This is a genomic window from Synergistota bacterium, from assembly GCA_025060595.1.
In the GTDB taxonomy this organism is placed as follows: domain Bacteria; phylum Synergistota; class GBS-1; order GBS-1; family GBS-1; genus 42-11.
Map to the genome: position 1 here is coordinate 1 of JANXBX010000004.1, position 22,077 is coordinate 22,077.

The 22,077-nt window shown below is 37.9% G+C and carries 24 protein-coding genes; all 24 read right to left on the reverse strand.

All coding sequences use genetic code 11. The annotated features are described in order from the left end of the window. Window positions 1-1,383: CTP synthase (locus NZ900_03495; protein MCS7233160.1), on the reverse strand; the 1,383-nt coding region annotated here is incomplete at its 3' end. 4 nt (window positions 1,384-1,387) lie between these two features. Beyond that, window positions 1,388-1,822, reverse strand: coding sequence for a HEAT repeat domain-containing protein (locus NZ900_03500; protein ID MCS7233161.1), 435 nt, complete (start codon window positions 1,820-1,822; stop codon window positions 1,388-1,390). A gap of 17 nt (window positions 1,823-1,839) precedes the next feature. After that, window positions 1,840-3,033, reverse strand: coding sequence for a M23 family metallopeptidase (locus NZ900_03505; protein ID MCS7233162.1), 1,194 nt, complete (start codon window positions 3,031-3,033; stop codon window positions 1,840-1,842). Between the two features lie 13 nt (window positions 3,034-3,046). Next, window positions 3,047-4,288, reverse strand: coding sequence for a transcription termination factor Rho (gene rho, locus NZ900_03510; GenBank protein ID MCS7233163.1), 1,242 nt, complete (start codon window positions 4,286-4,288; stop codon window positions 3,047-3,049). A gap of 3 nt (window positions 4,289-4,291) precedes the next feature. Then, window positions 4,292-5,203 carry a hypothetical protein gene (locus NZ900_03515; GenBank protein ID MCS7233164.1) on the reverse strand — a complete coding sequence of 304 codons (912 nt, stop codon included), beginning with the start codon at window positions 5,201-5,203 and terminating at the stop codon, window positions 4,292-4,294. 3 nt (window positions 5,204-5,206) lie between these two features. Continuing rightward, on the reverse strand, window positions 5,207-5,857 hold the full coding sequence (gene fsa / locus NZ900_03520) for a fructose-6-phosphate aldolase (protein MCS7233165.1): 651 nt from the start codon (window positions 5,855-5,857) through the stop codon (window positions 5,207-5,209). A gap of 3 nt (window positions 5,858-5,860) precedes the next feature. Beyond that, a complete protein-coding gene (gene fba / locus NZ900_03525) occupies window positions 5,861-6,715 on the reverse strand; it encodes a class II fructose-1,6-bisphosphate aldolase (GenBank protein ID MCS7233166.1) in 855 nt (284 codons plus the stop codon). Window positions 6,716-6,717: 2 nt separating this feature from the next. Then, window positions 6,718-7,500: a 3-keto-5-aminohexanoate cleavage protein gene (locus NZ900_03530; protein ID MCS7233167.1), complete on the reverse strand. Its 783-nt coding sequence runs from the start codon at window positions 7,498-7,500 to the stop codon at window positions 6,718-6,720. A gap of 1 nt (window position 7,501) precedes the next feature. Further along, complete coding sequence (locus NZ900_03535) at window positions 7,502-7,951, reverse strand: hypothetical protein (GenBank protein MCS7233168.1); 450 nt, start codon at window positions 7,949-7,951, stop codon at window positions 7,502-7,504. Then, on the reverse strand, window positions 7,933-8,796 hold the full coding sequence (locus NZ900_03540) for a DUF4392 domain-containing protein (protein MCS7233169.1): 864 nt from the start codon (window positions 8,794-8,796) through the stop codon (window positions 7,933-7,935). The genes NZ900_03535 and NZ900_03540 overlap by 19 nt, the downstream gene beginning before the upstream one ends. 3 nt (window positions 8,797-8,799) lie before the next feature. Continuing rightward, window positions 8,800-9,921: a DegT/DnrJ/EryC1/StrS family aminotransferase gene (locus NZ900_03545; protein MCS7233170.1), complete on the reverse strand. Its 1,122-nt coding sequence runs from the start codon at window positions 9,919-9,921 to the stop codon at window positions 8,800-8,802. Between the two features lie 15 nt (window positions 9,922-9,936). After that, window positions 9,937-10,965: a nicotinate phosphoribosyltransferase gene (locus tag NZ900_03550; GenBank protein MCS7233171.1), complete on the reverse strand. Its 1,029-nt coding sequence runs from the start codon at window positions 10,963-10,965 to the stop codon at window positions 9,937-9,939. Between the two features lie 15 nt (window positions 10,966-10,980). Then, window positions 10,981-11,208, reverse strand: coding sequence for a preprotein translocase subunit SecG (secG, locus tag NZ900_03555; GenBank protein MCS7233172.1), 228 nt, complete (start codon window positions 11,206-11,208; stop codon window positions 10,981-10,983). A gap of 12 nt (window positions 11,209-11,220) precedes the next feature. Continuing rightward, window positions 11,221-11,490 (reverse strand): hypothetical protein, encoded by a 270-nt coding sequence (locus NZ900_03560; GenBank protein MCS7233173.1) that lies wholly within the window; start codon window positions 11,488-11,490, stop codon window positions 11,221-11,223. Window positions 11,491-11,492: 2 nt separating this feature from the next. Further along, window positions 11,493-13,310: a DUF115 domain-containing protein gene (locus NZ900_03565; protein MCS7233174.1), complete on the reverse strand. Its 1,818-nt coding sequence runs from the start codon at window positions 13,308-13,310 to the stop codon at window positions 11,493-11,495. Window positions 13,311-13,328: 18 nt separating this feature from the next. Continuing rightward, on the reverse strand, window positions 13,329-13,865 hold the full coding sequence (locus NZ900_03570; GenBank protein ID MCS7233175.1) for a hypothetical protein: 537 nt from the start codon (window positions 13,863-13,865) through the stop codon (window positions 13,329-13,331). A 4-nt stretch (window positions 13,866-13,869) separates the two neighbouring features. Next, on the reverse strand, window positions 13,870-14,982 hold the full coding sequence (locus NZ900_03575; protein MCS7233176.1) for an HD domain-containing protein: 1,113 nt from the start codon (window positions 14,980-14,982) through the stop codon (window positions 13,870-13,872). Continuing rightward, the gene (locus NZ900_03580; GenBank protein MCS7233177.1) at window positions 14,979-15,233 is read right to left on the reverse strand and encodes a hypothetical protein; all 255 of its coding nucleotides are present in this window, start codon (window positions 15,231-15,233) and stop codon (window positions 14,979-14,981) included. The genes NZ900_03575 and NZ900_03580 overlap by 4 nt, the downstream gene beginning before the upstream one ends. A 17-nt stretch (window positions 15,234-15,250) precedes the next feature. Beyond that, a complete protein-coding gene (locus tag NZ900_03585; protein ID MCS7233178.1) occupies window positions 15,251-15,961 on the reverse strand; it encodes an amino acid racemase in 711 nt (236 codons plus the stop codon). Then, complete coding sequence (locus NZ900_03590; protein MCS7233179.1) at window positions 15,942-17,201, reverse strand: dicarboxylate/amino acid:cation symporter; 1,260 nt, start codon at window positions 17,199-17,201, stop codon at window positions 15,942-15,944. The genes NZ900_03585 and NZ900_03590 overlap by 20 nt, the downstream gene beginning before the upstream one ends. Window positions 17,202-17,312: 111 nt before the next feature. Continuing rightward, window positions 17,313-18,218, reverse strand: coding sequence for a hypothetical protein (locus tag NZ900_03595; GenBank protein ID MCS7233180.1), 906 nt, complete (start codon window positions 18,216-18,218; stop codon window positions 17,313-17,315). 66 nt (window positions 18,219-18,284) lie between these two features. Further along, complete coding sequence (locus NZ900_03600; GenBank protein MCS7233181.1) at window positions 18,285-20,024, reverse strand: proline--tRNA ligase; 1,740 nt, start codon at window positions 20,022-20,024, stop codon at window positions 18,285-18,287. After that, window positions 20,011-21,069, reverse strand: a complete 1,059-nt coding sequence (gene ispG, locus NZ900_03605; GenBank protein ID MCS7233182.1) for a flavodoxin-dependent (E)-4-hydroxy-3-methylbut-2-enyl-diphosphate synthase — start codon at window positions 21,067-21,069, stop codon at window positions 20,011-20,013. Before ispG ends, NZ900_03600 begins: the two co-directional genes overlap by 14 nt. A 5-nt stretch (window positions 21,070-21,074) precedes the next feature. After that, window positions 21,075-22,076: an RIP metalloprotease RseP gene (gene rseP, locus NZ900_03610; GenBank protein MCS7233183.1), complete on the reverse strand. Its 1,002-nt coding sequence runs from the start codon at window positions 22,074-22,076 to the stop codon at window positions 21,075-21,077. Between the last annotated feature and the right edge of the window lies 1 nt (window position 22,077).

The window sequence follows — 22,077 nt, forward strand, 5'->3', positions numbered from 1 at the left end:
GTATCTGTGCCTATGTCTTTCATATATAACTTCCTCTCCATATGCAAGAAATGCCTTACTATCTCTAACCAACTTGCAAGGGTAACTTCCCAATCTCATGGTTCCACCGAGATCCCTAAGCCCCTTCTGCCCAGGTAAAAGGTCTATAACAGGATAAGGAGTACAAGGATCTACCTCTGTAGTATTGGCTTCTTTAAGACCACACACATTTCTCGCAAACTCAATAACAGCACACTGCATACCAAAACACAAACCTAAGAAAGGTATTTTCCTTTCTCTAGCATATTTTATTGCTCTCATCTTCCCCTCTATCCCACGAAAACCAAAACCGCCAGGGACAAGTACTCCATTAACTCCTCTTAAAACTTCTTCCTCCATTCCCTCCTTTATCTCCTCAGCATCTACCCATTGTATGTTCAATCTCCTTTTCCAATAGACAGAAGCATGCGTTAGAGCTTCTACCACACTTATATAAGCATCTTTATGTCTGACATATTTACCAACTATAGCTACATTCAACTCACCAATAGGATTAAGCCATGATTCTACAAAATCGGCAAAAGCTGATAAATCTGGGTCCCTTAATAAAAAACCAAGCTTCTTAGAAATAAGTTTTCCTATCCCTTCTCTCTCAAGATGCAAAGGAACCTCATAAATCAATCTCGCATCCCTGGCTTCTATAACCGCATCAGCAGGAAGGCTAGAAAAAAGAGCTATTTTCTTAATCGCCTCTTCCGACAAGGCTCTTTCAGTTCGGCAAACCACTATATCCGGTTGAATACCTATCCTCCGAAGCTCATTAACACTATGTTGTGTAGGTTTAGTTTTCGCCTCTCCTGCAGTCTTAAGATAGGGAACAAGAGTAACATGAACATAAACCGTATTTTCTACACCCTCCTCAACCCTAAATTGCCTTATCGCTTCAAGGAAAGGTAGCCCTTCTATATCCCCCACTGTACCACCAACCTCAACTATTAGCACATCAAAACCTTCCGCTACCTTTCTTATTCTACTCTTTATTTCATCAGTTACGTGAGGAATTACTTGGACTGTAGCTCCAAGAAATCTGCCCTCCCTCTCCTTCGCTATAACTGCTTGATAGACCTTACCCGCAGTAACATTATGATCAGAGGTTAAATAGACATCCATAAATCTCTCATAATGCCCCAAATCAAGATCAGTCTCAGCACCATCCTCTGTAACGAAAACCTCTCCATGTTGATAAGGATTCATGGTCCCAGCATCTACATTAAGATATGGATCAAACTTCAAAGCACTTACATTTAACCCACGAGCCTTAAGTATAGCTCCTATCGAGGAAACAGTTATACCTTTACCTAAAGATGAACAAACACCACCTGTAACAAATATATACTTAGCCAAAGCCTTATCCTCCTTTCGCTCTCTGAATGACGCTTAAAAGTCGCGTCTTCATTTCAAGAATTCTAAGAGCCTCTTCAGCATAATGCCTAACAAAACCATCCTCATCTTCCCGTGCTTTTTTCAAGGCTTCTATTGCACGAATATCTCCTATCTTCCCTAACACCTTAGCAGAAAACCCTCTTACAAACGCATCAGGATCATTAAGTAATGCAATCACTAGAGCTTCTATCACTTTACTATCAGCTGATTCAAGCTCCTCAAGAATTTCAGTAGATTTTATTCTAACCAATCTGTCCCCAAAATTAAGTAAGAAATCCAAAACCTTCTCTTTTACTTCCTCTTCCCTAATAAAAGGTTTAAGGCTTCCTAACAATTCTAAAACTATTGATGTCTCAGATTCTTTATTAAGCTTTTCTAATACCCCTTCCCATTCCTTCATTTTCTAAACAAACCACCTCAACGAAGATAATAAAGCGGATTTACCGGTCTACCATTATTTCTTATTTCAAAATGAAGATGAGATCCTGTAGTTCTACCAGTGCTTCCCACCCTCCCTATTATTTCCCCTTGTCTAACATATTGTCCCTCTCTAACGTTTATTCGACTACAATGAGCATACCAAGTTTCCCACCCATCTCCGTGATCTATAACAATCAATAAGCCATAACCTGATTGCCAACCCGCATACACAACCCTACCAGCTCGAGACGCTCTCACATATTCCCCTGCACTTCCATCTATATCTATACCACTATGAAACTCCCTACGTTTCGACAAAGGGTCTCGCCTCCAACCGAAATCAGAATTAATAGTTCCCTCCAAAGGCCATATAAATCTCTGAGAAGTTCCACGAGAAGCAAGCCATCGAGGCCTAGAAGGCTGCTTTTCTTCAAGAAGCTTACCACCCGGAATAAAAACTAAAGTACCTACTTTCAACTCTTTAATATCCTCATTATACTTTTTTATGTGCTCAATATCGACATTATAAGTTTTAGCTATTTTCTCCAAGCTTTCATCTTTACCAACTTTATGAAAGACACCAGACACATTAGGAACCTTTATAACCTGACCGATTTTAAGTAAATCAACGCTTTTAAGATCATTTGCACTTATAATTGTATCAAGGGTTATATTAAATTTTTTTGCTATGTCCCATAAAGTATCCCCAGGCTTAACAACATAGGGAGAAAGCTTTAAAATAGGCTCTTTATGTTTCGAGAAAAACTCCCCCCTAATGTTTAGGGAAAAACTTCCTCCTCTGCTTATCCCAGCCTTTAAAAAAGAGTTAAATCCCATCGTAAACACCCTGCTAAGTTTATCAACAGATATGGCCATACAAACACCCCTTCCATATTTTCCCTCAATTCTATAAATTACAAAAGGAATCCTTTTAATTTCAGGAAGGGGTGGAACCTCAAAAGATCCTACCAGAGATAAACCAGCCTTTATAAACATTTCCCCACCAACAAGTTCATAAGGAGGTTCTTTTATACCCATCTTTATCCTCTCTTTCTCTAGATCGTACTTTGTCTCCTCATAAAACTCTTTTTTCAAGATCCACAAGGTCCTACTTTCTCTCCAAGCTAAGAAGGAAAACAAAACTGAAATTCCCACTACCAAATAAACAAACTTGGAGAAAGAGAACCTCAAAAAAGCACCCCCTTTACTTAATTGCCTTAAGAAACTCTACGTTACTCTTCGTCTCCTGTAATTTCTTAATCAAAAGCTGCAAAACTTCCGCTTCATCAAGGTTCGCTGTCCTTCTCCTTAGAAGCCATATCTTCTGTAAATCCTCTTCAGGCAGTAAAAGCTCCTCTTTGCGAGTTCCAGACTTTTTAAGATCTATAGCCGGAAAGATTCTCTGTTCAGCAAGTTTTCTACTTAAATGAATCTCCATGTTTCCCGTTCCCTTAAACTCCTCGTAGATTAAATCATCCATCCTGCTACCCGTATCTATCAGCGCTGTAGCTATTATAGTTAAACTACCACCTTCTTCAATATTTCTAGCTGCTCCTAAAAACCTTTTAGGATAGTGAATAGCAACAGAATCCATACCACCCGAAAGGGTTCTACCACTTGGGGGAACGGTCAAGTTATAGGCTCTTGCTAGACGAGTCAAGCTATCTAGGAGTATTACAACATCCTTTCCATACTCCACTAACCTCTTAGCCTTCTCAAGAACTAACTCAGCAACCTTAAGATGCTCATTCACAGGTCTATCAAATGTAGAACTTACAACTTCTCCTTTAACAGATCTTTGCATATCCGTTACCTCTTCAGGTCTTTCATCAATAAGGAGAACTATAAGAAAAACCTCAGGATGACTAGCTGTTATGCTGTTAGCAATATTTTTTAATAGAGTAGTCTTTCCTGCCTTTGGAGGGGAAACTATGAGACCTCTTTGTCCCTTCCCTATAGGAACAAATAGATCTACCAAGCGAGTAGATATTTCCTCTGGATCATTTTCAAGTTTAAACTTCTCACAAGGATAAATTGGAGTAAGCTCATCAAAGTAAGGTCTACTTCTTGCTTTTTCTGGATCTTCAAAATTAACTACCTCAACCCTTAACAAAGAATAGTAATGCTCTTGCTCTTTAGGTGGCCTTGTTTGCCCCCAAACTATATCCCCTGTTCTCAAATTAAACCTCTTTATCTGCGAAGGAGAAACATAAATATCCGATGAACTTGGAAGATATCCATTTGTTCTTAAAAAACCTATACCTTCCGGAACTATCTCAAGAACCCCACCTCCAAAAAGAAGTCCTTTACTCTTAGCCTGTGCCCTGAGAATCTCAAATATAAGTTCTTGTTTTTTGAGACGAGAAAATCCCGTTACTCCCAACTCTTTTGCTATAGACTGTAGCTCCGATAATGTTTTCGTACTTAATTCGCTAAACTCAAACAAACTTTATACCCCCTTACCGAGAATAAAAATGGTTATAAGATAGATACTAACCGGCAGTAACCTGAGGTATCTTACAGAAAAAAGAGTAGATATAACCAAAATTAGACTAACGCAAAGCAAGCTTAAAACAGTAAACATATGCATGTTAGAAGAGAAACTAACCATTGAACCTTTAAAAAATAAATCCGCTATAGGAAGTATGAAAAAATTTAAAACGTTGCTGCCCAAAATGTTTCCCAAACATAATCCATGAGCTTTTCTTAAAATGGCAGCTAAAGAAGTAGAAAGCTCCGGAGCTGACGTTACAAGAGCTATAAAAAGGGTTCCTATGAAGGTATCAGAAATACTGGTAATCCTTGATAACCACCCACCAGCTACTATCAAAAAGTAACTTGATATAAAAACTACCAATATACTGAGAATAAAATATATAGCGAAATCTCTCTCATTCGCTCTTTCCTCTAAAGTCTTGCTTTCGTCAGATCTTTCAAAAATCCGAAAAGCTATTAATGGATAAACAAGAAAAATCCAGAATAAATTCAATTTAAAGTTCAAAGCAAAAATCATAACTACAGTAAACGCTATACTCCAACTTATCAGCTCAATGAATACTTTACGATTAATGCAGCTAAAGAGGTCGTACCACATGAACGAAAAGAAGGAAAAAACCGCTATATTAAACAGATTACCACCCAAAATGTTTCCAACTATCATATCTGAATAACCCTTTAAAGCACCACTTATAGCTACACCGAGCTCCGGAGAGGAAGTCACAATAGAGAGAATCAAAAAACCCGCCCACTCTTTGGTAACACCTTTTCGTTCTGCCCACTCTTCTGTAACTCTCTCTAGAGCAATACCTCCACCTATTACCCCGAGGGAAGAAAGAAAAAATACGATTAACCAAAAAAACATCTTCTATTTATTTTTAAAGGACTCCCAATCTTTAAGAAACCTCTGAATTCCTATATCTGTAAGAGGATGAACAAACATCCCTTTTAAGACATTAAAAGGAACTGTAGCTATATGGGCTCCCACTAATGCACAATCTCTCACATGTTTAGTATGTCTTATACTTGCAGCTATAACTTGAGTCTCAAAAGAGGCCTTTTTAAAAGCCGTAACTATGTCCGCTACAAGCCCAACACCATCTCCTCCGATATCATCCAACCTTCCTATAAACGGGCTAACATAAGTAGCTCCTGCATTTGCAGCTAAGATTGCCTGTTCGAGAGAAAAAATAAGAGTAACGTTAGTCTTTATACCCTCCTTAGCCAGAACGGAAACAGCTTTCATGCCTTCTGGCGTCATAGGAATTTTAATAACCACATGCTCACTTAAAGAAGCAAGCTCTCTTGCTTCCTCAATCATTCCATCAGCATCTAAACTAATTACTTCCGCACTAACAGGTCCTCGAACAAGGTCACATATTTCTCGAATAAGAGTGTGAAAATCCCTTCCCCTTTCTCTACTTACAAGAGTAGGGTTAGTAGTAACCCCTGAAATTATTCCCCAACTCAAAGCTTGTTTTACTTCTTCAATATTCGCAGTATCTAAAAAAAGTCTCATCCACTATGCCCTCCCCTCAGAACCAAAGGCTTTTATTTTTTCTTTAACAGTCTCTCTAACCGCATCTCTTGCCGGCCCTAGAAACTTACGAGGATCTATCTCCCCTTTTTTAAGAGATATCATCTCCTCAAGTTTAATCCTAAATGCTAACCTTAAATCAGTATCAATATTAATCTTACATATACCTAAAGATATGGCCTTCTGAAGATCGTTTAATGGGACCCCTGAAGCACCGTGGAGAACAAGAGGTATATCCACTTTCCTTTTTATATCATAAAGTCTATCAAAGTCAAGCTTAGGTTCCCCCTTATAAACTCCATGAGCCGTGCCTATAGCTACAGCAAGAGAATCTACTTCCGTCAATTCAACAAACTTTGCTGCTTCATCTGGATCTGTAAAAAATGCTTCTTTATCTGAGACTTTAATGTGTTCCTCTGTTCCTACTATTCTACCAAGCTCTGCTTCAACAGAAACTCCCACAGAATGAGCAATTCTAACAACTTCTTGAGTTATCTTAACGTTCTCCTCAAAGGGTTTGCTTGAAGCATCTATCATTACAGAGGTAAATCCAATCCTTATAGCAGAAAGAATCGCATCCAAGCTCGAACCATGATCAAGATGAATAACAACAGGTATTTCTACCCTATAAAGAACGCTTTTTATAAAACCTTCTAAAAAAGGAAGTCCCATGTATTTCATTCCACCCTCACTAACTTGAAGTATTACAGGTGAACGCATTTCCATCGCAGCCTCTAATATAGCTTGAAGAAATTCAAGATTATTAAAGTTAAAGGCTCCTATGCCAAACCTCCCTTCCTTAGCCTTTTTTAATAAGACATTACCCGCAAGCAAAGGCATACCTATCCCACCTTTCCAAGAATCTCAGAAGCCTCTTTAGGAGTAGCGGGTTCCATATCCAAAGAAGACGCTATCTTTAACACTTCGTCCACCATCCTTTCGTTGCTTAAACCTATATTCTCTCCTGAATCCTCCAAACCTACTCTTACATTACCGCCAAGCTCTAAAGCTACAGCAATTAATGCTTTTGATGGTCTACCCTTCATACTTAAAAACCATTTACTATTTTTCGGAAGAAGCTTATACATATAAACTAAGTTCTCAACCGTTGGAGGAAAATAATCTTCACTTAAGAAAAGAGTAAATATATAGGGCGGGGTCAGTTCTTTCTGTTCTATTAATCTTCTCAAATATATAATCATCGAAGGAGAAAAAACTTTAAATACAGGTTTAACCATAGCTTCTGAGCTAATTTGAAGGACAAAATGTATATAACCAATAGGATTGTATATAATATGATCATCCATGTTAAGTGAACCAGGTATAATTTCTATAAAATCTGGTTTTAAAACTAAAGGTGAAACTCTTTCCTCTAAACCATGTTTTAGTGTCCCCCATGCAGGAAACTCTATAAGTAAATCGCTGCTTTCCCTTAACCAAGCCATAGCTTGAGAATAGGCCTCTATATTATAATTGAGCTGGCCTCCTGAAAAAACGCTTCTGAAATGCAATATAGACAAACCTTTTGCTCTTACACGCGAAGCCTCCTCAACCACCTCAAAAGGGGTAACGAATCCTTTTTCACCAACGGGAGCCAGCATAAGAATAAATTTCCCTTTCCCCACTTTAACTCCCACCTTTACCCTCTATTTTAAAATTTAAAACTTTTACTATCCTTCCTTTAAACATTACTCTTACCTCATAATCCCCTTTTGGAAGAGACTCCCCTGAAGCTAAGAAAAAATAGTAAGCTTTTTTACCATATCCGCTATCCAAATAATAACTTACTTGATGAACGAACACTCCTTGATAATACCATCTTATCCTTAAAAGTGCTACCTCCCCATCTACATATCTATATCTAAAGAAAAGACACACCCTTTTAATTCCATAATCGAAGCGATTTCTCACATCAATAGGATTCAAGTCATCATCCACATCCATGCAAATATAAATCTCCTCTATTTCAAGATCACCCGTATAGTAATAGCTTCTCCATCTACTTAAACCAATACAACCAAATAGTGGAAATATCATAAAAACGATAATAATAAGGATTAGAAATCTTCCAAGCAACTTGCTATTTCTCTTAACTTCTTACTCAATGTATCCCCAGAAACCCCATCTACAGTTTCAGCGGTTTTTAAAGTAACCCCGTCCACACTACCACTCTCAACTATAACCTTTAAGAAAAGTTTTTCTTCGCTCGGATCAGGAAGCATGTTTCCCTTTCCGCTCAACTTAGCTAACCCAGCAAGAAGCCCATAAGCTCCCCAATTAGAAACCCCACTAATAATAAGAGAATCCACCTTAACTATACTGAATATATTGCCCTTACTTGGAAACCTATTCAAAAGCTCTCCCCTTATATTACCCATGCCAATTTCATTTCCTCCATCTCCTATTCCAATAGTAGGGATATTTTTCCTTCCAGCTTCTATAAAGAGTTCATCTAGAGGAGAAACATAACAAGATATATCTTCATTGCGAGAGCTATAATACTTTCCATCAATAGCTCTACCAGGTCTTTCTACGGAAATCAAAAGATCAAATCCTTCCTGCCAAAACAAGCCCAAAAAATTACCACTCCATTTAAAGGGGACACCATAAACTGGAACATTCACACTGAGAAAGTTTATTCCTTTCCTTAAAACATCTGCATAAATGTCATCAGTCCATATAGAAACTCGCTTACCTAAATCTAAAAGACCTCTTGCAAGAAAAACCGCTCCTACAGGGCCATCAGTCTCGCATTTTATTAAAGGCATTATAGTAAACCCTGTGAATATAGCAATATTACTTGAGGACATAGAAAATTCTACCGCTCGCCTAAGTTCATCAGCTGAAGCTAAATCATTAATTCCCCTACAGGCAGCGTCTTCAGAAATCAAACTTTTAAGTCGCTCCCAAAAAGTCTCCATTATCTATACCCTCTTTCTATAAAAACTAGCGATAGCCTCAACTATATATTCTTGCAAACTCGGAGAAAGCTCTGGATACATAGGGAGAGCTAAAACCTCTCCACATATTCTTTCAGCCACTGGACAATAACCTGGTTTATAACCCCATCCTCTAAAACAAGGTTGAAGATGGAGTGGAACAGGATAATAAACTTGAGTGGATATACCCTTTCCACTAAGGTAATCTTTAAGTTTATCTCTATCTTTTGCTCTAATCACATACTGATGATAAACATGGTAACAATTTTCAAGTTCCACAGGAGTTTTAACAAACTCCTCTAAAAGGCTTTCCTTAAAAAGATAGTTATAATATTTAGCTCTACTTCTTCTCTCCTCATTCCACATATCTAAATATTTCATCTTAACTAAAAGAACAGCCGCCTGAATTTCATCTAAACGACTATTTATACCTACAATCTCATGATAGTAACGACTTGAACTACCATGTACTCTCAGCATTTTAATTAACTCAGCTAAAGAATCACTATTAGTCAGAACAGCTCCACCATCTCCGTATCCACCCAAATTTTTAGACGGAAAGAAAGAAAGACAGTTAATTAGACCAAAGCTACCAACCTTTCTACCAGCAAATTTAGCACCTATCGCCTGAGCCAAATCTTCTATAATTGGAATTCCCGTTCTGTGTGATATGTCCATGATCTTATCTATCTCAGCAGCCTGCCCAAAAATATGAACAGGAACTATAGCCTTAGTATTCGAAGTAACCCTTTCTAAAAGAGAATCAATGTCAACATTAAATGTGTCCTCTCTAATATCAGCGAAACATACTTTTATTCCCAAGCGAGCAGCCGAACCCGCAGTAGCAAAAAAGGTAAAGGGGGTTGTTATAATCTCATCCCCACTCTTTAGCCCAAGAGCCATATAAGCTAATAGAAGAGCATCACTTCCAGAAGCTACTCCTATAGCATGCTTAACCCCAATGTATTTGGATAACTCACTTTCGAACTCTAAAACCTTTTCTCCTAAGATGAACTGTTGACTATCCAAAACAGAGGTCACCGCTGATATTATCTCATTTTTAATGCGTTCATACTGAGCCTTAAGGTCAACTAGAGGTATTTTCAAAACTACTCCTCCTCTCTACAACATTCTCTTAAGACGCGGATTAAATGCTCTTCCCGGTATTCTTCCTCTTTTCGCAAGAGGTTTACCCATTACTTCTTTAAGATCCATTGTCATATCTATATAAACTCCATGGACTATATAACTTCCAACACCAAAACCAGCTACAGGTGTCTCTCGTAAGGAAGCTATCCTTTCAGGTGTTAAGCCACCGGAAACAAATATTTTAACTTGGTTAAACCCTGCTTGGTCTAATCTTGCCCTAACCTCCCTAACAAGATCTGGAGTTACCCCCCCTCTTTCATCCGGAGTATCTAGTCTTATTCCCGTAAGCTTTTCCCTCAAAACTTGAGCCACTCTTATTGCTTCTTCAGCTTCATCTTTAAAGGTATCTACGAGAACGATCCTTGGCTCATCTTCAGGCATAATTTCGTCATAACTTTTAGCAAAAACGACTGTATCACCCGCTATTAAAATACCCGCATGAGGAATTGTCCCTTTAGGCTCCCTTCCTAAAAGCTTGGCTCCAAGAATACAACTTGCAGCATCAGCACCACCTATAAGCGCAGCTCTCTCCATTACTGGGGCCACTGCTGGATGAACATGTCTTGCTCCAAAACAGAGCACCAATTTATCACCTGCTGCTTTTTTACACTCGCGAGCAGCAGAAGCCCAACCCGAAGCACTAGCAAGCATACCCAATATAGCTGTTTCCAAAGGCCCAAACTCACAATACGGTCCTTCTATTTGCATAACTACTTCTTTTTTTTCAAATTCCTCCCCTTCTTCTAGAGACCAAACTTTGATACCTTTCTTATCCTCCAAAAGCTTTAAAACTTCTTTCACTCCCACCAAAACTCCTGAACGCCTGGGGAATATATCCGCAACAACATTAACCGATTCGAGCCCAAGATGTTTCAATATTTCCAATGTTTTAATAAAGTAGATATCCGTAGTTAATCCTTCTTTAATCTCTTCATGAGTTGCAGAATGTAAGCGCTCCAAATTTATTTTCAATTCCCTAACTTCCTTAAGGCTACTTATCATGACAATCCCCCACTTTTACCTATAGAAAACCATTAAAAAAGAGGTAACCATAAAAATTATTCCTAAAATAGCGGTTAACTTCGTGAGAAAAGGAAGCTTCTTCCTCTGACCCCCGCTCATATCAGCCAAAGTTCCTCCTCCAAAGATACCAGAAAACCTAGAACTTTTTCTGCCCTGAAACATGATCACAGAAATCAATACTACTGCTATTAAAAGATGAGCTACAATAATTAGCAATTTCATGATTTTCCCTCCTTAAAAGAGAAATTTAATTAAATCTATAAAAGCAGACAATCCCCACAAACATCCAACTATTGCTATAGCTATAGCCAAAACCCGCCATACTATGGAAGTACCCTTTATAACAGAAGATCCTCTTTCTTCGCTCTCTTCTTTAAGAACATCAGCTTTATCCCAAAATATAAAAGCTAGTACAGTAGCAACTAATATTATGCCTCCTCCTACCAGTAAAGCTAGAAACACTCTTCCCACATACATCCCCAAATCCCAAAATAGGAGCTTCATAACTATCCCTCCCTGAGCAACTTTATAGAAGTATCTATTGCCTCCTCATATTTTAATGCCATATTCTTCACTCCAGTAAAAAGAAAGACATAAGCTTCATATTCTCTAACTAAAGAATTTTCGGGAGGCATTGTTCTACTTTTTTCAATCTCCCTATTAAAGGAAAGAAAATAAGGCAAAAACACATCCCCTAACCATGGATGTTCTTTCCACAAAAGCTTTAGTTCTCCCTCTGTATTTCTTACACCTTCAACTATTTTATCACAACATCTTTCTAGGAGAGATAGTTTTTCTTCACAAAAAGACTTTATTTTCCTTACTTTTCCTTTGAGGGAATTAATCTCCTCCAAAATAACACTCTTAATCCTTTCATTCCTTCTAAACGGTGTCCACCTTTTTCTAATAACTGATAAACTATCAAAGGTGTCTCTTAAAACCCTATTAGCAATGTCCACAAAGTTTACAATTTTTACCTCTTCTTTCAAGATTCCACCTTCTGTAGAGTTTACAAACAAACCTTTTGTCTTTCTAAAAAACTGGCCTAGCCAATCTCTATAAGCAACCATGTTCCTTGCTGTCCAAACCTCTCTACCCCAGAGATCTCTATCTTTGATCAAACCCTCACCTTCCGGATCCACTAAATTATTAGTAGTTTCATCAATCCATGTATAAGAAGCATATCTTCTAAAACCAGTATAAGCTAAATCCTGCCCAATCAATATTAAAGGATCACAACCAAATTCATAAGCAAGGCTTATAGCTACTGTAGACACAGAGCCCCAAACAGTAAGTCTTCCCACTTCTCCTAAAAGACCCTTAATCCATCTCATTATTTCTGAACCGAAGTCACATATAAAAATACCTCCTTTCCAAAAATCAAATATGAGGGAAGAAACTCGAAGATCAGCAACTAAGAATATATTTTTTGTTTCCTCAGGATCAATAATTCTGAAATGATCAAAATTAGCTTCCTGAGGGTCACCAGCAACAACTATGTGTGGCCTGATATTCCTAACTATAAGAGGCCTTAATGCTGTGTCTACAGCTATTAATAAGGCCTTATCCCGAACCTCCTTTAAGTAATCAATATTCTTATCTAGGGAAGGACCAGCACAAACTATTACAGCTGGTTTCCCACTAAACGCTCTAAAAAGATTCTTTACAGGAGAACTTAAAAGTAGGTACTTAAGATTCAGCAAAGTGTTTTTCTGATCTCTAAAGCTAAACTGTAAGGCAGTTATCAAGTTCACAAGGGATATCCTAATAGATTCTGAAAGCTCCCTTTCTAACTCTGAAAAATAGTTAAAAAGCAACCTATAGTACACAGGATGCTTTAAAAACTCTATTGCTTTTAACTCAGAGGGATTTAAACTCTTCATTATGGCTTCAACAGCAACTGAAGGGGAAAAGCCCACTATTAAATTCAGATTAGGAAAAGATAAAATTTCACTCCAGTCAATAACTTCCAAAACTTTTCTAAAGAGAGATATATCAGGTTCAACAGCATAAACCTTAACATTCTCAGGAACTTTCTTAAGAATTGGTATTAACTGATAACCACATCCTAATCCTAAAACCACTACATGAGAAACACCAACCCAATTGATCTTAGAAGCTACCTCTTCTACTTCAGCCAATGGATCGTAAGCACTATGAAGAAGATACCTTTTACCATCCTTTCCTAAAACTTGAGCAACAAGTTTTCCTGTCTTTGATAGAATAAAAGAAACATATGGTGCCTCAGGCACTTTTTTTAATCTACTATAAAGCTCTCTGTCCTTATGCTTAAGAAGCTGAAGGTTCTTCGAAAAAAAATCCATCCTAACTCTCAATTAAAATTAAACCATAAAGTTTAAAAATATGGCTCCCATAAAAGGGACCCCTAGTTTTGTATCTAATAACGCTATAAGTCTTTCAATTTCTTTTATCCTTCTTTCTAAGTTTCTTATCTTAAACTCTTTTTGATCTAAATCGAGGGATGTATCCCTCCTTATCGCCTTTTTTCTTTGTTCTAAAAGCTCTTTTTTTCTCTCCAAACTAAATTTCATTCTCTCTCTATTCACATCTGGATCCTCAATCCTTTCTAGAACTATTCTGCCCCCGCTTTTTTTATAAATAACTCTAACCTCAGACTTACCAGCTCTCGCAGCCAAAAATGACCCCTCAAAAGCAAGGTCAAGAGAAACGTTTTTGTATATCACAACCCCTTCTCTCTGAGCTGCTTCTGCCTCAAATCGACGAATATTAGCAACTTCATGAGAAGAAACACGCAAAATACTCTCACTCGCTCTAGCAGGAATTGCTAATCCCATTTCTCCTGGGTCAAGTCTGTAATAAAGTATGGGATTCTCTATAAAAGAGTCTATTCTCAGCATTCTTTCACTCCTCTAACATAAGCTCCTGTTCCAAATTTAAATCGTACTTACTTTCATCCAAAACCTCAGCTATAAAATATCTATGTGCTGATTCCTCAGCCAGGTTTAGCCTAATAACCTTTTCAAGAGGCTTCCCATATTTATCGAAAATTATGTTTACCTTAGGTCTAAAGGGGTTATGCGTTGAAGCCGCAATCCTACCTATTTCACCTGTGTTAAGCCTGACCAAACTTCCCAAAGGATATATAACCATCACCCTCATCAGCGCTTCTACCACCTTTGGATCAAAAGCCTCTTTAGTATTAGAGAGTATGTACTTCATGGCCTCAAAAGGAGAAAGCCTTCTATCGCTAGAGAGAGGAGAAGTTAGTCTTTCAAAGAGCTCAGCTACAGCAACTATCATAGCCTCTCTTGATATTTCTTCTCCCTTAAGACCATAAGGAAAGCCACTACCATCTTTCTTCTCATGATGTTGTAATATTATGTTGCCAATTACGGGATGAAATCCTGGTACAAGGCTTTTAACTACTTTAAAACCAATATCAGGATGTTTAATATCAGCTTCATTGAATTTCCCATCAGTTTCGTAGTATAATTTAACGAGACCTATATCATGAAGCAGAGCACCTACCCCTATAAGTTCAAGTTCCTCTTTGGTATAACCTAGATAGCTCGCTATTGCTAAGGAAATCGTCATAGAGTTAACAGCGTGGGGAAATAGATGCTCATCTTTCCCTTTAAGGTATGTCGAAATTATTAACAATACATCCCTATTTATGGAAAGATTTTCCACCGCATCTATGACAAGTCTCCCAATTTCCTCCCTTTTGACTTCAACATTACGGGAGAAACGTTCCCAAATATTTTTAGAATATTCAACAGCATTACGATGAGCTTCCCTAAAAACTCTAACTAATATCCTTTCCTGTTCTAATTCTCTCTCAACTTCATCATATCCTTCAACAAAGACTTCCACTACTTTCCATTCACAAAGCTTATCTATATCTTCAGCGCTTAGTACCTTACCTGCCTCTAACAGTATCTCTCCACTACTCAAATAAACTGGCCAGGCGAGTTTATCACCAGGCTTAAGCTCATCTACATATACCCTCTTCATTTCTTCCCTTCCTTCCCCCCATATAAATCCTCAATAAGCTTAACTTTTATATTTTCTTCTCGAAGTTTCTCTATAGATTCTTTTATTACATCCTCCTTTTCTTCTTTCTTTTTTAGCTCCTCAAGAACAATCAACTTCTTTAGACAATCCCAACATAGAGCTTTACCCATCTTTTGAGTAGTGTATTCCCTTTCAAGCTCACTTATAACTTTTTTAAGACACTCTTGACAAAAGAATATCCCCTCTTTCAAAGCCAACCCTCCTAAAATTAACTTGCGATACTCACTACTTTCTTAGCCAAAGCCAAAGTGGCATCAATCATTAAAACTTCTTTATGACAAGTTCTATCAAAAAGAACAGGTAGTTCAGTGCAACCTAGAATTATAGCTTTAACTCCAAGAGCTTGAAGTTCTCCCAGTGGTGCTTTTATCCACTCCCTTGCTTCTGCAATTCTACCAGCTTTAACTCCTTCGTATATACACTTCATTACAAGCTTTTGCCTCTCATCAGAGGGAACAACAGGCGTGAAACCTTCTTTCTTTAAACTTTCATGGTATATTCCAGCTCTAATAGTCCCATCTGTGGCAAGAATTCCAACCCTAGCTGGTGGAGACACCCTTTCCTTAAGCTCTTCCAAAGCAGCATCAATTATACTTATAAAAGGAAGACCTGTTTCCTTTTCCAGCCGCTTCAGAAAATAGTGAGCTGTATTGCAAGGCATGATAATAAAGTCAACCCCGGCTCTTTTCAAATTAAGCGCTGTTTCTAGCAAGGCGGGGAAGGGGTCTTCTCCCTTCCCCAAAATATATGCAGTTCTATCAGGAATCTTAGGATTAGAGTCTATTATAACACGTATATGATCCTGATCTTTCAGAGCGGGTGTCAACCTTATTATTTTTAGAAATAGATCTGCCGTTGCTTCCGGACCCATTCCTCCAAGTATTCCTACAATCTTACTCCTATTTCCACCTTGATTCATCAAGCTCCCTCTCAGATTTACTCACAATAACCGTTCCTACAAGATCTCCTGTAACATTGACCATTGTCCTACCCATATCAAGTATTGCATCTATACCAAGTATCATAGCATAAGCCATAGCCGCAGGACTACCTTCTGTAAGTTTTATTCCTATAGAATCTAAAACCATTAAAAGCATTATAGCACCAGCTCCAGGAACTCCTGCAGTTCCTATAGAAGCTAAGACAGCAGTTAATACCACCACAAGCTGCTGTGAAAAACCAAGGGGCATCCCTATAGCATTTGCGACAAATAAAGCACATACTCCTTGATAAAGAGCAGTTCCATCCATGTTAATTGTAGCACCTAAAGGAAGAGTAAAAGAGTAAATCCCTAAAGGAAGCCCCATCTCCTCGTGAGCAACTCTCATTGTTACAGGAAGAGTTCCGCTGCTACTCCTGGTAACAAAAGCTGTAAGCATAGCATCTTTAGCCTTAACCAAAAACTTTAAGAAGCTTACCCCGAAAGACTTCAAAAACCCTCCGTATATTAATAATATGTGAATCAGAAGCCCTAAGTAAACTGTGATGATAACTGTAAGAAGAGGTCCAGCAGCTTTAGCTCCCTGCCTTCCAAACACAATACCAACGAGAACAAAAACCCCAATAGGAGCATATTGAAGAATTCCACCTACTATTTTATATATAGCATTAGCGAGAGCATCAAAAATTTTGATAGTTAGTTCAGCAGAGCTTCTTATCCCCTCTTGTTTGCTTTCTTTAAGCACTGAAAGCGCTATACCTAGAACAATACCGAAAAATATGGTTGGTAAAACTTGACCTTTAGCAAGAGCTTCAAATGGATTGGTTGGAATAATACCAAGAAGAACTTCTACTAAAGGAGGTGGTTGTAAGGTAACACCTTTACCTGTCACACCAGCAAGATTAAGTCCTAACCCCGGTCTAAATATAGCAGAAACAACTAAACCAATTGCAACCGCAACAGCCGATGTGAAAAGATAATAAAGCATTATTTTAACTCCAACCTTACCTAATCGCGCAGGCTCAATGCTTGCAGCACCAACAATTAGAGAAAATAAAATAACAGGCATAACTATCATTCTTAAAAGGTTCATAAATATATCTCCTAAGGGCTTTAAAACCTCAATCTTAGGTCCTATTATAAGGCCAAATATTACACCAAGGATTAAACCAATCAGTATTTTGGTGAGTACACTAATCTCCAGGTAACGCCTCCACATAGCGTATCACCTCCTATATTAAAGGACACCTTAAATAAAATTATAATCCTTTTAAGAAAATAAAACAAGATAAATTAAAAGGACCCCATCAGTTGATGGGATCCTTTTAAATCACCTAAGGTAACTTAAAATTACATCACCAACTTTAAACTTTTCTTTGTTTAAAGCAGTTCTATAAGAAGAAATGGCTATAATTTTGTCAGTTTCATTTAACTTTATATCGGTATAATTATAAAGAAGATCAATTTCTATCACTCCTGCTTCGAATAAAGAACGATTTTCATACGTTTCTACCTTTTTATTCTTATTTAAATCCTGAAATATATAAAGGGAGCTATAAACAGGATCTTTCATCGTTATCTTATTATCTTTATCAATATCAAAAGCTTTCAGCATTTCAAAGCCATTTTTAAAGCCAAAATTATCTCCTACGAGTTCCCAACCATTATCTAGAAACTTATTCATATTAAGATCTAAGAATAAAAAAGCATCATCTCCCTCAACAAAGCTAACCTTCTCTTTAAAGCCGTCTCCATCTATATCAAAATATACAGGGTTCTCAAGACCACTTAATCTTATCCCATCTCCATGTATATCCAGAACTATAGGATCCATCCTCTTAGGTTTGGCCAGATTACTATTAAACCCAACTGCAATTTCCAATACTAATCTTGTAGAAATAACATTCCCTTCCTCGTCCCCTAGCTCCTCTGCCACAACTATCCTAAGATCAATCTCAAAGAAAAGATCTACCCCTTCACGATTTCGCCGCATTGACATTTGCTTCTCCAATTTCAAAGAACTCTCAACTACATTAAGAAAATGCTCAACCACATCAGGATCAATTTGCCTAAGAAAGGAAACAACTATAAGGAAATTTTTCCCTAAAGTCGCATCCTTACCTTTCAAAGCTTCATAAATAACACTTATTCTGTCCTTTTGAGAAAATCCTTCAAATGATAAACTTACCTCATACCTTGAAAAACTCCTTAAAGTCAAATAGTTAACAGCATCCATGCCGTTTTCCCCCTCCTTGGGAAGAATCTATAAGTTACTTATCTATCGGCAAAGGAGAAAAGAAAGTTAAACCCCTTCTCTTATCTCCCTATTTATCTCAGAAATTATAACATCAGATATATTTTCTACAAGATAATACCTACTTTCCTTCGTCCTCCTCCATCTAAGTTCTACCTTACCTTCTTTAAGAGCTTCCCCTACTGTAACTCTTAAAGGGAAGCCTATCAAATCGGCATCCTTAAATTTGACACCGGGTCGCTCATTTCTATCATCAAGGACCACTTCAACCCCTTTACTTTGAAGCTCTTCATATATCTTTGTCGCTACTTTCATCTGCTCTATATTACTATATTCCACAGGAACTATTACAACATGATAGGGAGCTATAGACATAGGCCATATTATTCCATCTTCATCATGATTCTGCTCAATAGCTGCAGCCATAGTCCTTCCAACTCCTATTCCATAGCAACCCATATAATAATATTTCTCCTTACCATCACTATCAACAAACTTTGCATTCATAACTTCACTATACTTGTGTCCCAACTTAAATATATGTCCAACTTCTATACCTCTCGTAACCTTAAGCTCAGCACCACATTTAACACACTTATCACCAGACTTAGACAACCTTATATCTACTACTTCCCCCAACTCGAAATCCCTTCCAGGATTAGCATTTATGAAATGATAGTTTTCCTCTCCCGCACCTATAACAGCATTTCTAAGCCTATGAACAGTAATATCAGATATAATCCTAACCCCTTTAAGATTTACTGGACCAACAAAACCAACCCTACACCCTGAAATCTTGCTTATCTCCTCTTCCTTTGCAAGATTGAGATATAAGCATCCCAAATAATTCTTAAGCTTAGTTTCATTAACATCATAATCTCCCCTAATCAAAACAGCTACCATTTCCCACTTATCTTTAGTATAAATAGCCTCATAAAAAAGGGTTTTAATGGTCCTCTTTTTCTCTATCCCCAGAAAGCTGGCCACCTCTTCTATCGTCTTAGCATCAGGTGTATACACCTTTTCTAATCCTCTTTCCTCTTCATTCGAAGAAAAATCAATATCAGGGACAACGCTCGTAGCTTGATTAGTATTAGCCGCGTAGTCACAATCATCGCAGTAAATTATCTCCTCTTCACCTGTTTTAGCTAAAACCATAAACTCGTGAGAGCTGGTTCCCCCGATAGCACCAGGATCAGCCTCAACCACTTTAAAAGCTAAACCACACCTTTTGAAAACCCTACAGTAGGCATCATACATAGCTTCGTAAGACTTTTTCATCCCCTCTTCATCTCTATCAAAACTATAAAGATCCTTCATTAAAAACTCTCTAGCCCGCATAACACCAAAACGAGGTCTTATCTCATCCCTGAATTTGGTTTGAATCTGATAAAGAAGCAATGGAAGTTCTCTATAAGACCTAACATTCTCACTAACTAATGTAGTTATAACCTCTTCATGTGTAGGACCTAAACAAAACTGCCTACCATTTCTATCCGTCAATCTCATTAACTCAGGGCCATACACATCCCACCTTCCGCTTTGTTTCCAAAGCTCAGCAGGCTGCAAAGCAGGCATGAAAACTTCCTGCCCACCTTTAGCATCCATTTCCTCTCTTATTATCTGCTCGATCTTTCTAATTACCCTATAACCTAAAGGAAGAAAATTATAAACGCCAGCTGCTACCTTTCTTATCAGACCAGCCCTTAGCATTAGCTTATGACTTATAGTTTCGGCCTCCGCAGGATCCTCTCTTAGAGTTGGAGCAAAAAGCCTACTCATCCTCATGATCCTCTACCTCCTTCATTAACTCAAGAAATCTATCTACTAAATGTGATTCATCCACCGTTTCAATAATCTTTCCTTTCCTAAATATAACCCCCTTTCCTCTACCACCAGCTATCCCTATATCCGCATCTTTTGCCTCACCAGGACCATTCACAACACAACCCATTATCGCTACTTTTAAGCTCCTTTTTGAGGACTTAATCCCACTTTTAACTTCCTCAACTATTCTTTCAAGATCTATTTCACATCTACCACATCGGGGGCAAGAAACTATCTCTATCCCTCGCTTTCTCAAACCCAAAGCTTTTAATATCTCATATGCAACTTCGACCTCTTTAAGGCCATCACCGGTAAGTGAAACTCTTATAGTATCTCCTATTCCCTCTGCAAGGAGAATCCCAAGTCCTACAGCAGATTTTATAGCTCCTTCAAACACTGGACCAGCTTCAGTTATTCCAAGATGAAGGGGATAATCAATAAGCTTAGATACTAATCTATAAGCTCTAACAGTTGTCATAACATTAGAAGCTTTAAGGGAAACCTTTATATCTTTAAAACCTTCCTCTTCCAAAAAGGCAATCGTTTCTAAAGCTACATTAACCATAGCTAAAGCATCATCTTCATAAAGCTTTCTTTTATCCTCAGGAAGACTCCCTAAATTAACCCCTACCCTAATAACTTTGCCTTCCTCTCTTGCAACCCTAGCAAGTTCCTTTAAATATTTGGTATCTCTCATATTCCCAGGATTTATCCTAACACCATCAGCTCCACTAAGAAGAGCCTTGATAGCAAGAGCAGGAACATAATGAACATCAGCAACTAATGGAGCCTTTATTTCCTTTTTGAGCCTAAGCAGGTTAGGAAGCTGATCATCCGAAACCAAGGCTACTCTTATTACCTCACATCCTCCCTCCAATAGGCGAAGGGATTCAAAAACACAGCTTTTTAAGTCATCTAGTGAACTTCTTAACATAGATTGAACAACTATAGGGTTTCCTCCCCCTATGGGAAGGCCACCAAGATAAACTGTTTTTTTACTTCCCAAAATGATCACCTCAAACTCACCACATCACGATAGGTCACAAAAAGCATCAAAGCTATAAGTATTATAAAACCTATATAATGAATGATCCCCTCATATTTAGGATCTAAACGCTTGTGAAAGAAAATCTCAAAAGCTATGAAGAGAAGTCTTCCTCCATCAAGAGCAGGTAAAGGAAATAGATTTATAAAAGCAAGGTTAACGCTTATTATACCAATAAACGATAAAAAGTTAAACCAACCGCTCTTTGCCGCCTGTCCAGCAAGCTGTGCTACAGCCACTGGTCCCCTTATATCGACCCTTTCCTTTCTTAAAACCATCCTACCTATAGCGTTTAACATAAAATAGCTAACACTCAAAGTGTATTTGGTCGAGTAAAGCATAGAACCTAAAAAGTTATATTTCTCTATCCATGGAGCCACACCTATTAATCCAACCCTTAGGTTAGGATTATACTCTGGAGTGACTTCGATAAAAAGCTTTCTTTCCTTTCTCAAAACCTCAAGTCTTAGCTTTTCACCAGGTTTGCTATGAATTATCGTAGCCAGTTCTTTCCATTTCGAAACTTTAATATTATTTACAGCAATTATCTCATCACCAGGCTTTAAGCCAGCTTTTTCCGCAGGACTGCTAGATAGAACCTCACCTACTTTACAAACGTTAAGGTTAGGATAGCCGTTAAATAGAAAAACCAAGTAAAACATTAGCAAAGCTAAGAGAAAATTCATCAAGGGACCAGCACCTATTATCTTAAACCTTGACCAAGGAGAGCTTTCTAAGAAACTACCCTCTCCGCTTTCTTCAGGAGTTTCACCAAAAAGCCTAACAAAGCCACCTAAAGGAAGTAATCTTATAGAATAAAGCAAGTCTCCCTTCCTCTTAGAAAAAATAATTGGACCAAACCCTATTGCAAACTCCTTAACTTTAACCTTCTCAACTTTAGCAACCCAGAAATGCCCAAGCTCATGAAAAACAACTACAATTCCTATAACGACCAAAAAAGCTAACACA

What these genes read in the sequence shown, in the direction of transcription:
- NZ900_03500 (MCS7233161.1), bottom strand. Translation starts at nt 1,822, where the DNA reads ATGAAGGAATGGGAAGGGGTATTAGAAAAGCTTAATAAAGAATCTGAG.
- NZ900_03515 (MCS7233164.1), bottom strand. Translation starts at nt 5,203, where the DNA reads ATGTTTTTTTGGTTAATCGTATTTTTTCTTTCTTCCCTCGGGGTAATA.
- fsa (MCS7233165.1), bottom strand. Translation starts at nt 5,857, where the DNA reads ATGAGACTTTTTTTAGATACTGCGAATATTGAAGAAGTAAAACAAGCT.
- fba (MCS7233166.1), bottom strand. Translation starts at nt 6,715, where the DNA reads ATGCCTTTGCTTGCGGGTAATGTCTTATTAAAAAAGGCTAAGGAAGGG.
- NZ900_03540 (MCS7233169.1), bottom strand. Translation starts at nt 8,796, where the DNA reads ATGGAGACTTTTTGGGAGCGACTTAAAAGTTTGATTTCTGAAGACGCT.
- NZ900_03550 (MCS7233171.1), bottom strand. Translation starts at nt 10,965, where the DNA reads ATGATAAGTAGCCTTAAGGAAGTTAGGGAATTGAAAATAAATTTGGAG.
- secG (MCS7233172.1), bottom strand. Translation starts at nt 11,208, where the DNA reads ATGAAATTGCTAATTATTGTAGCTCATCTTTTAATAGCAGTAGTATTG.
- NZ900_03560 (MCS7233173.1), bottom strand. Translation starts at nt 11,490, where the DNA reads ATGAAGCTCCTATTTTGGGATTTGGGGATGTATGTGGGAAGAGTGTTT.
- NZ900_03565 (MCS7233174.1), bottom strand. Translation starts at nt 13,310, where the DNA reads ATGGATTTTTTTTCGAAGAACCTTCAGCTTCTTAAGCATAAGGACAGA.
- NZ900_03570 (MCS7233175.1), bottom strand. Translation starts at nt 13,865, where the DNA reads ATGCTGAGAATAGACTCTTTTATAGAGAATCCCATACTTTATTACAGA.
- NZ900_03575 (MCS7233176.1), bottom strand. Translation starts at nt 14,982, where the DNA reads ATGAAGAGGGTATATGTAGATGAGCTTAAGCCTGGTGATAAACTCGCC.
- NZ900_03585 (MCS7233178.1), bottom strand. Translation starts at nt 15,961, where the DNA reads ATGAATCAAGGTGGAAATAGGAGTAAGATTGTAGGAATACTTGGAGGA.
- NZ900_03590 (MCS7233179.1), bottom strand. Translation starts at nt 17,201, where the DNA reads ATGTGGAGGCGTTACCTGGAGATTAGTGTACTCACCAAAATACTGATT.
- NZ900_03595 (MCS7233180.1), bottom strand. Translation starts at nt 18,218, where the DNA reads ATGGATGCTGTTAACTATTTGACTTTAAGGAGTTTTTCAAGGTATGAG.
- NZ900_03600 (MCS7233181.1), bottom strand. Translation starts at nt 20,024, where the DNA reads ATGAGGATGAGTAGGCTTTTTGCTCCAACTCTAAGAGAGGATCCTGCG.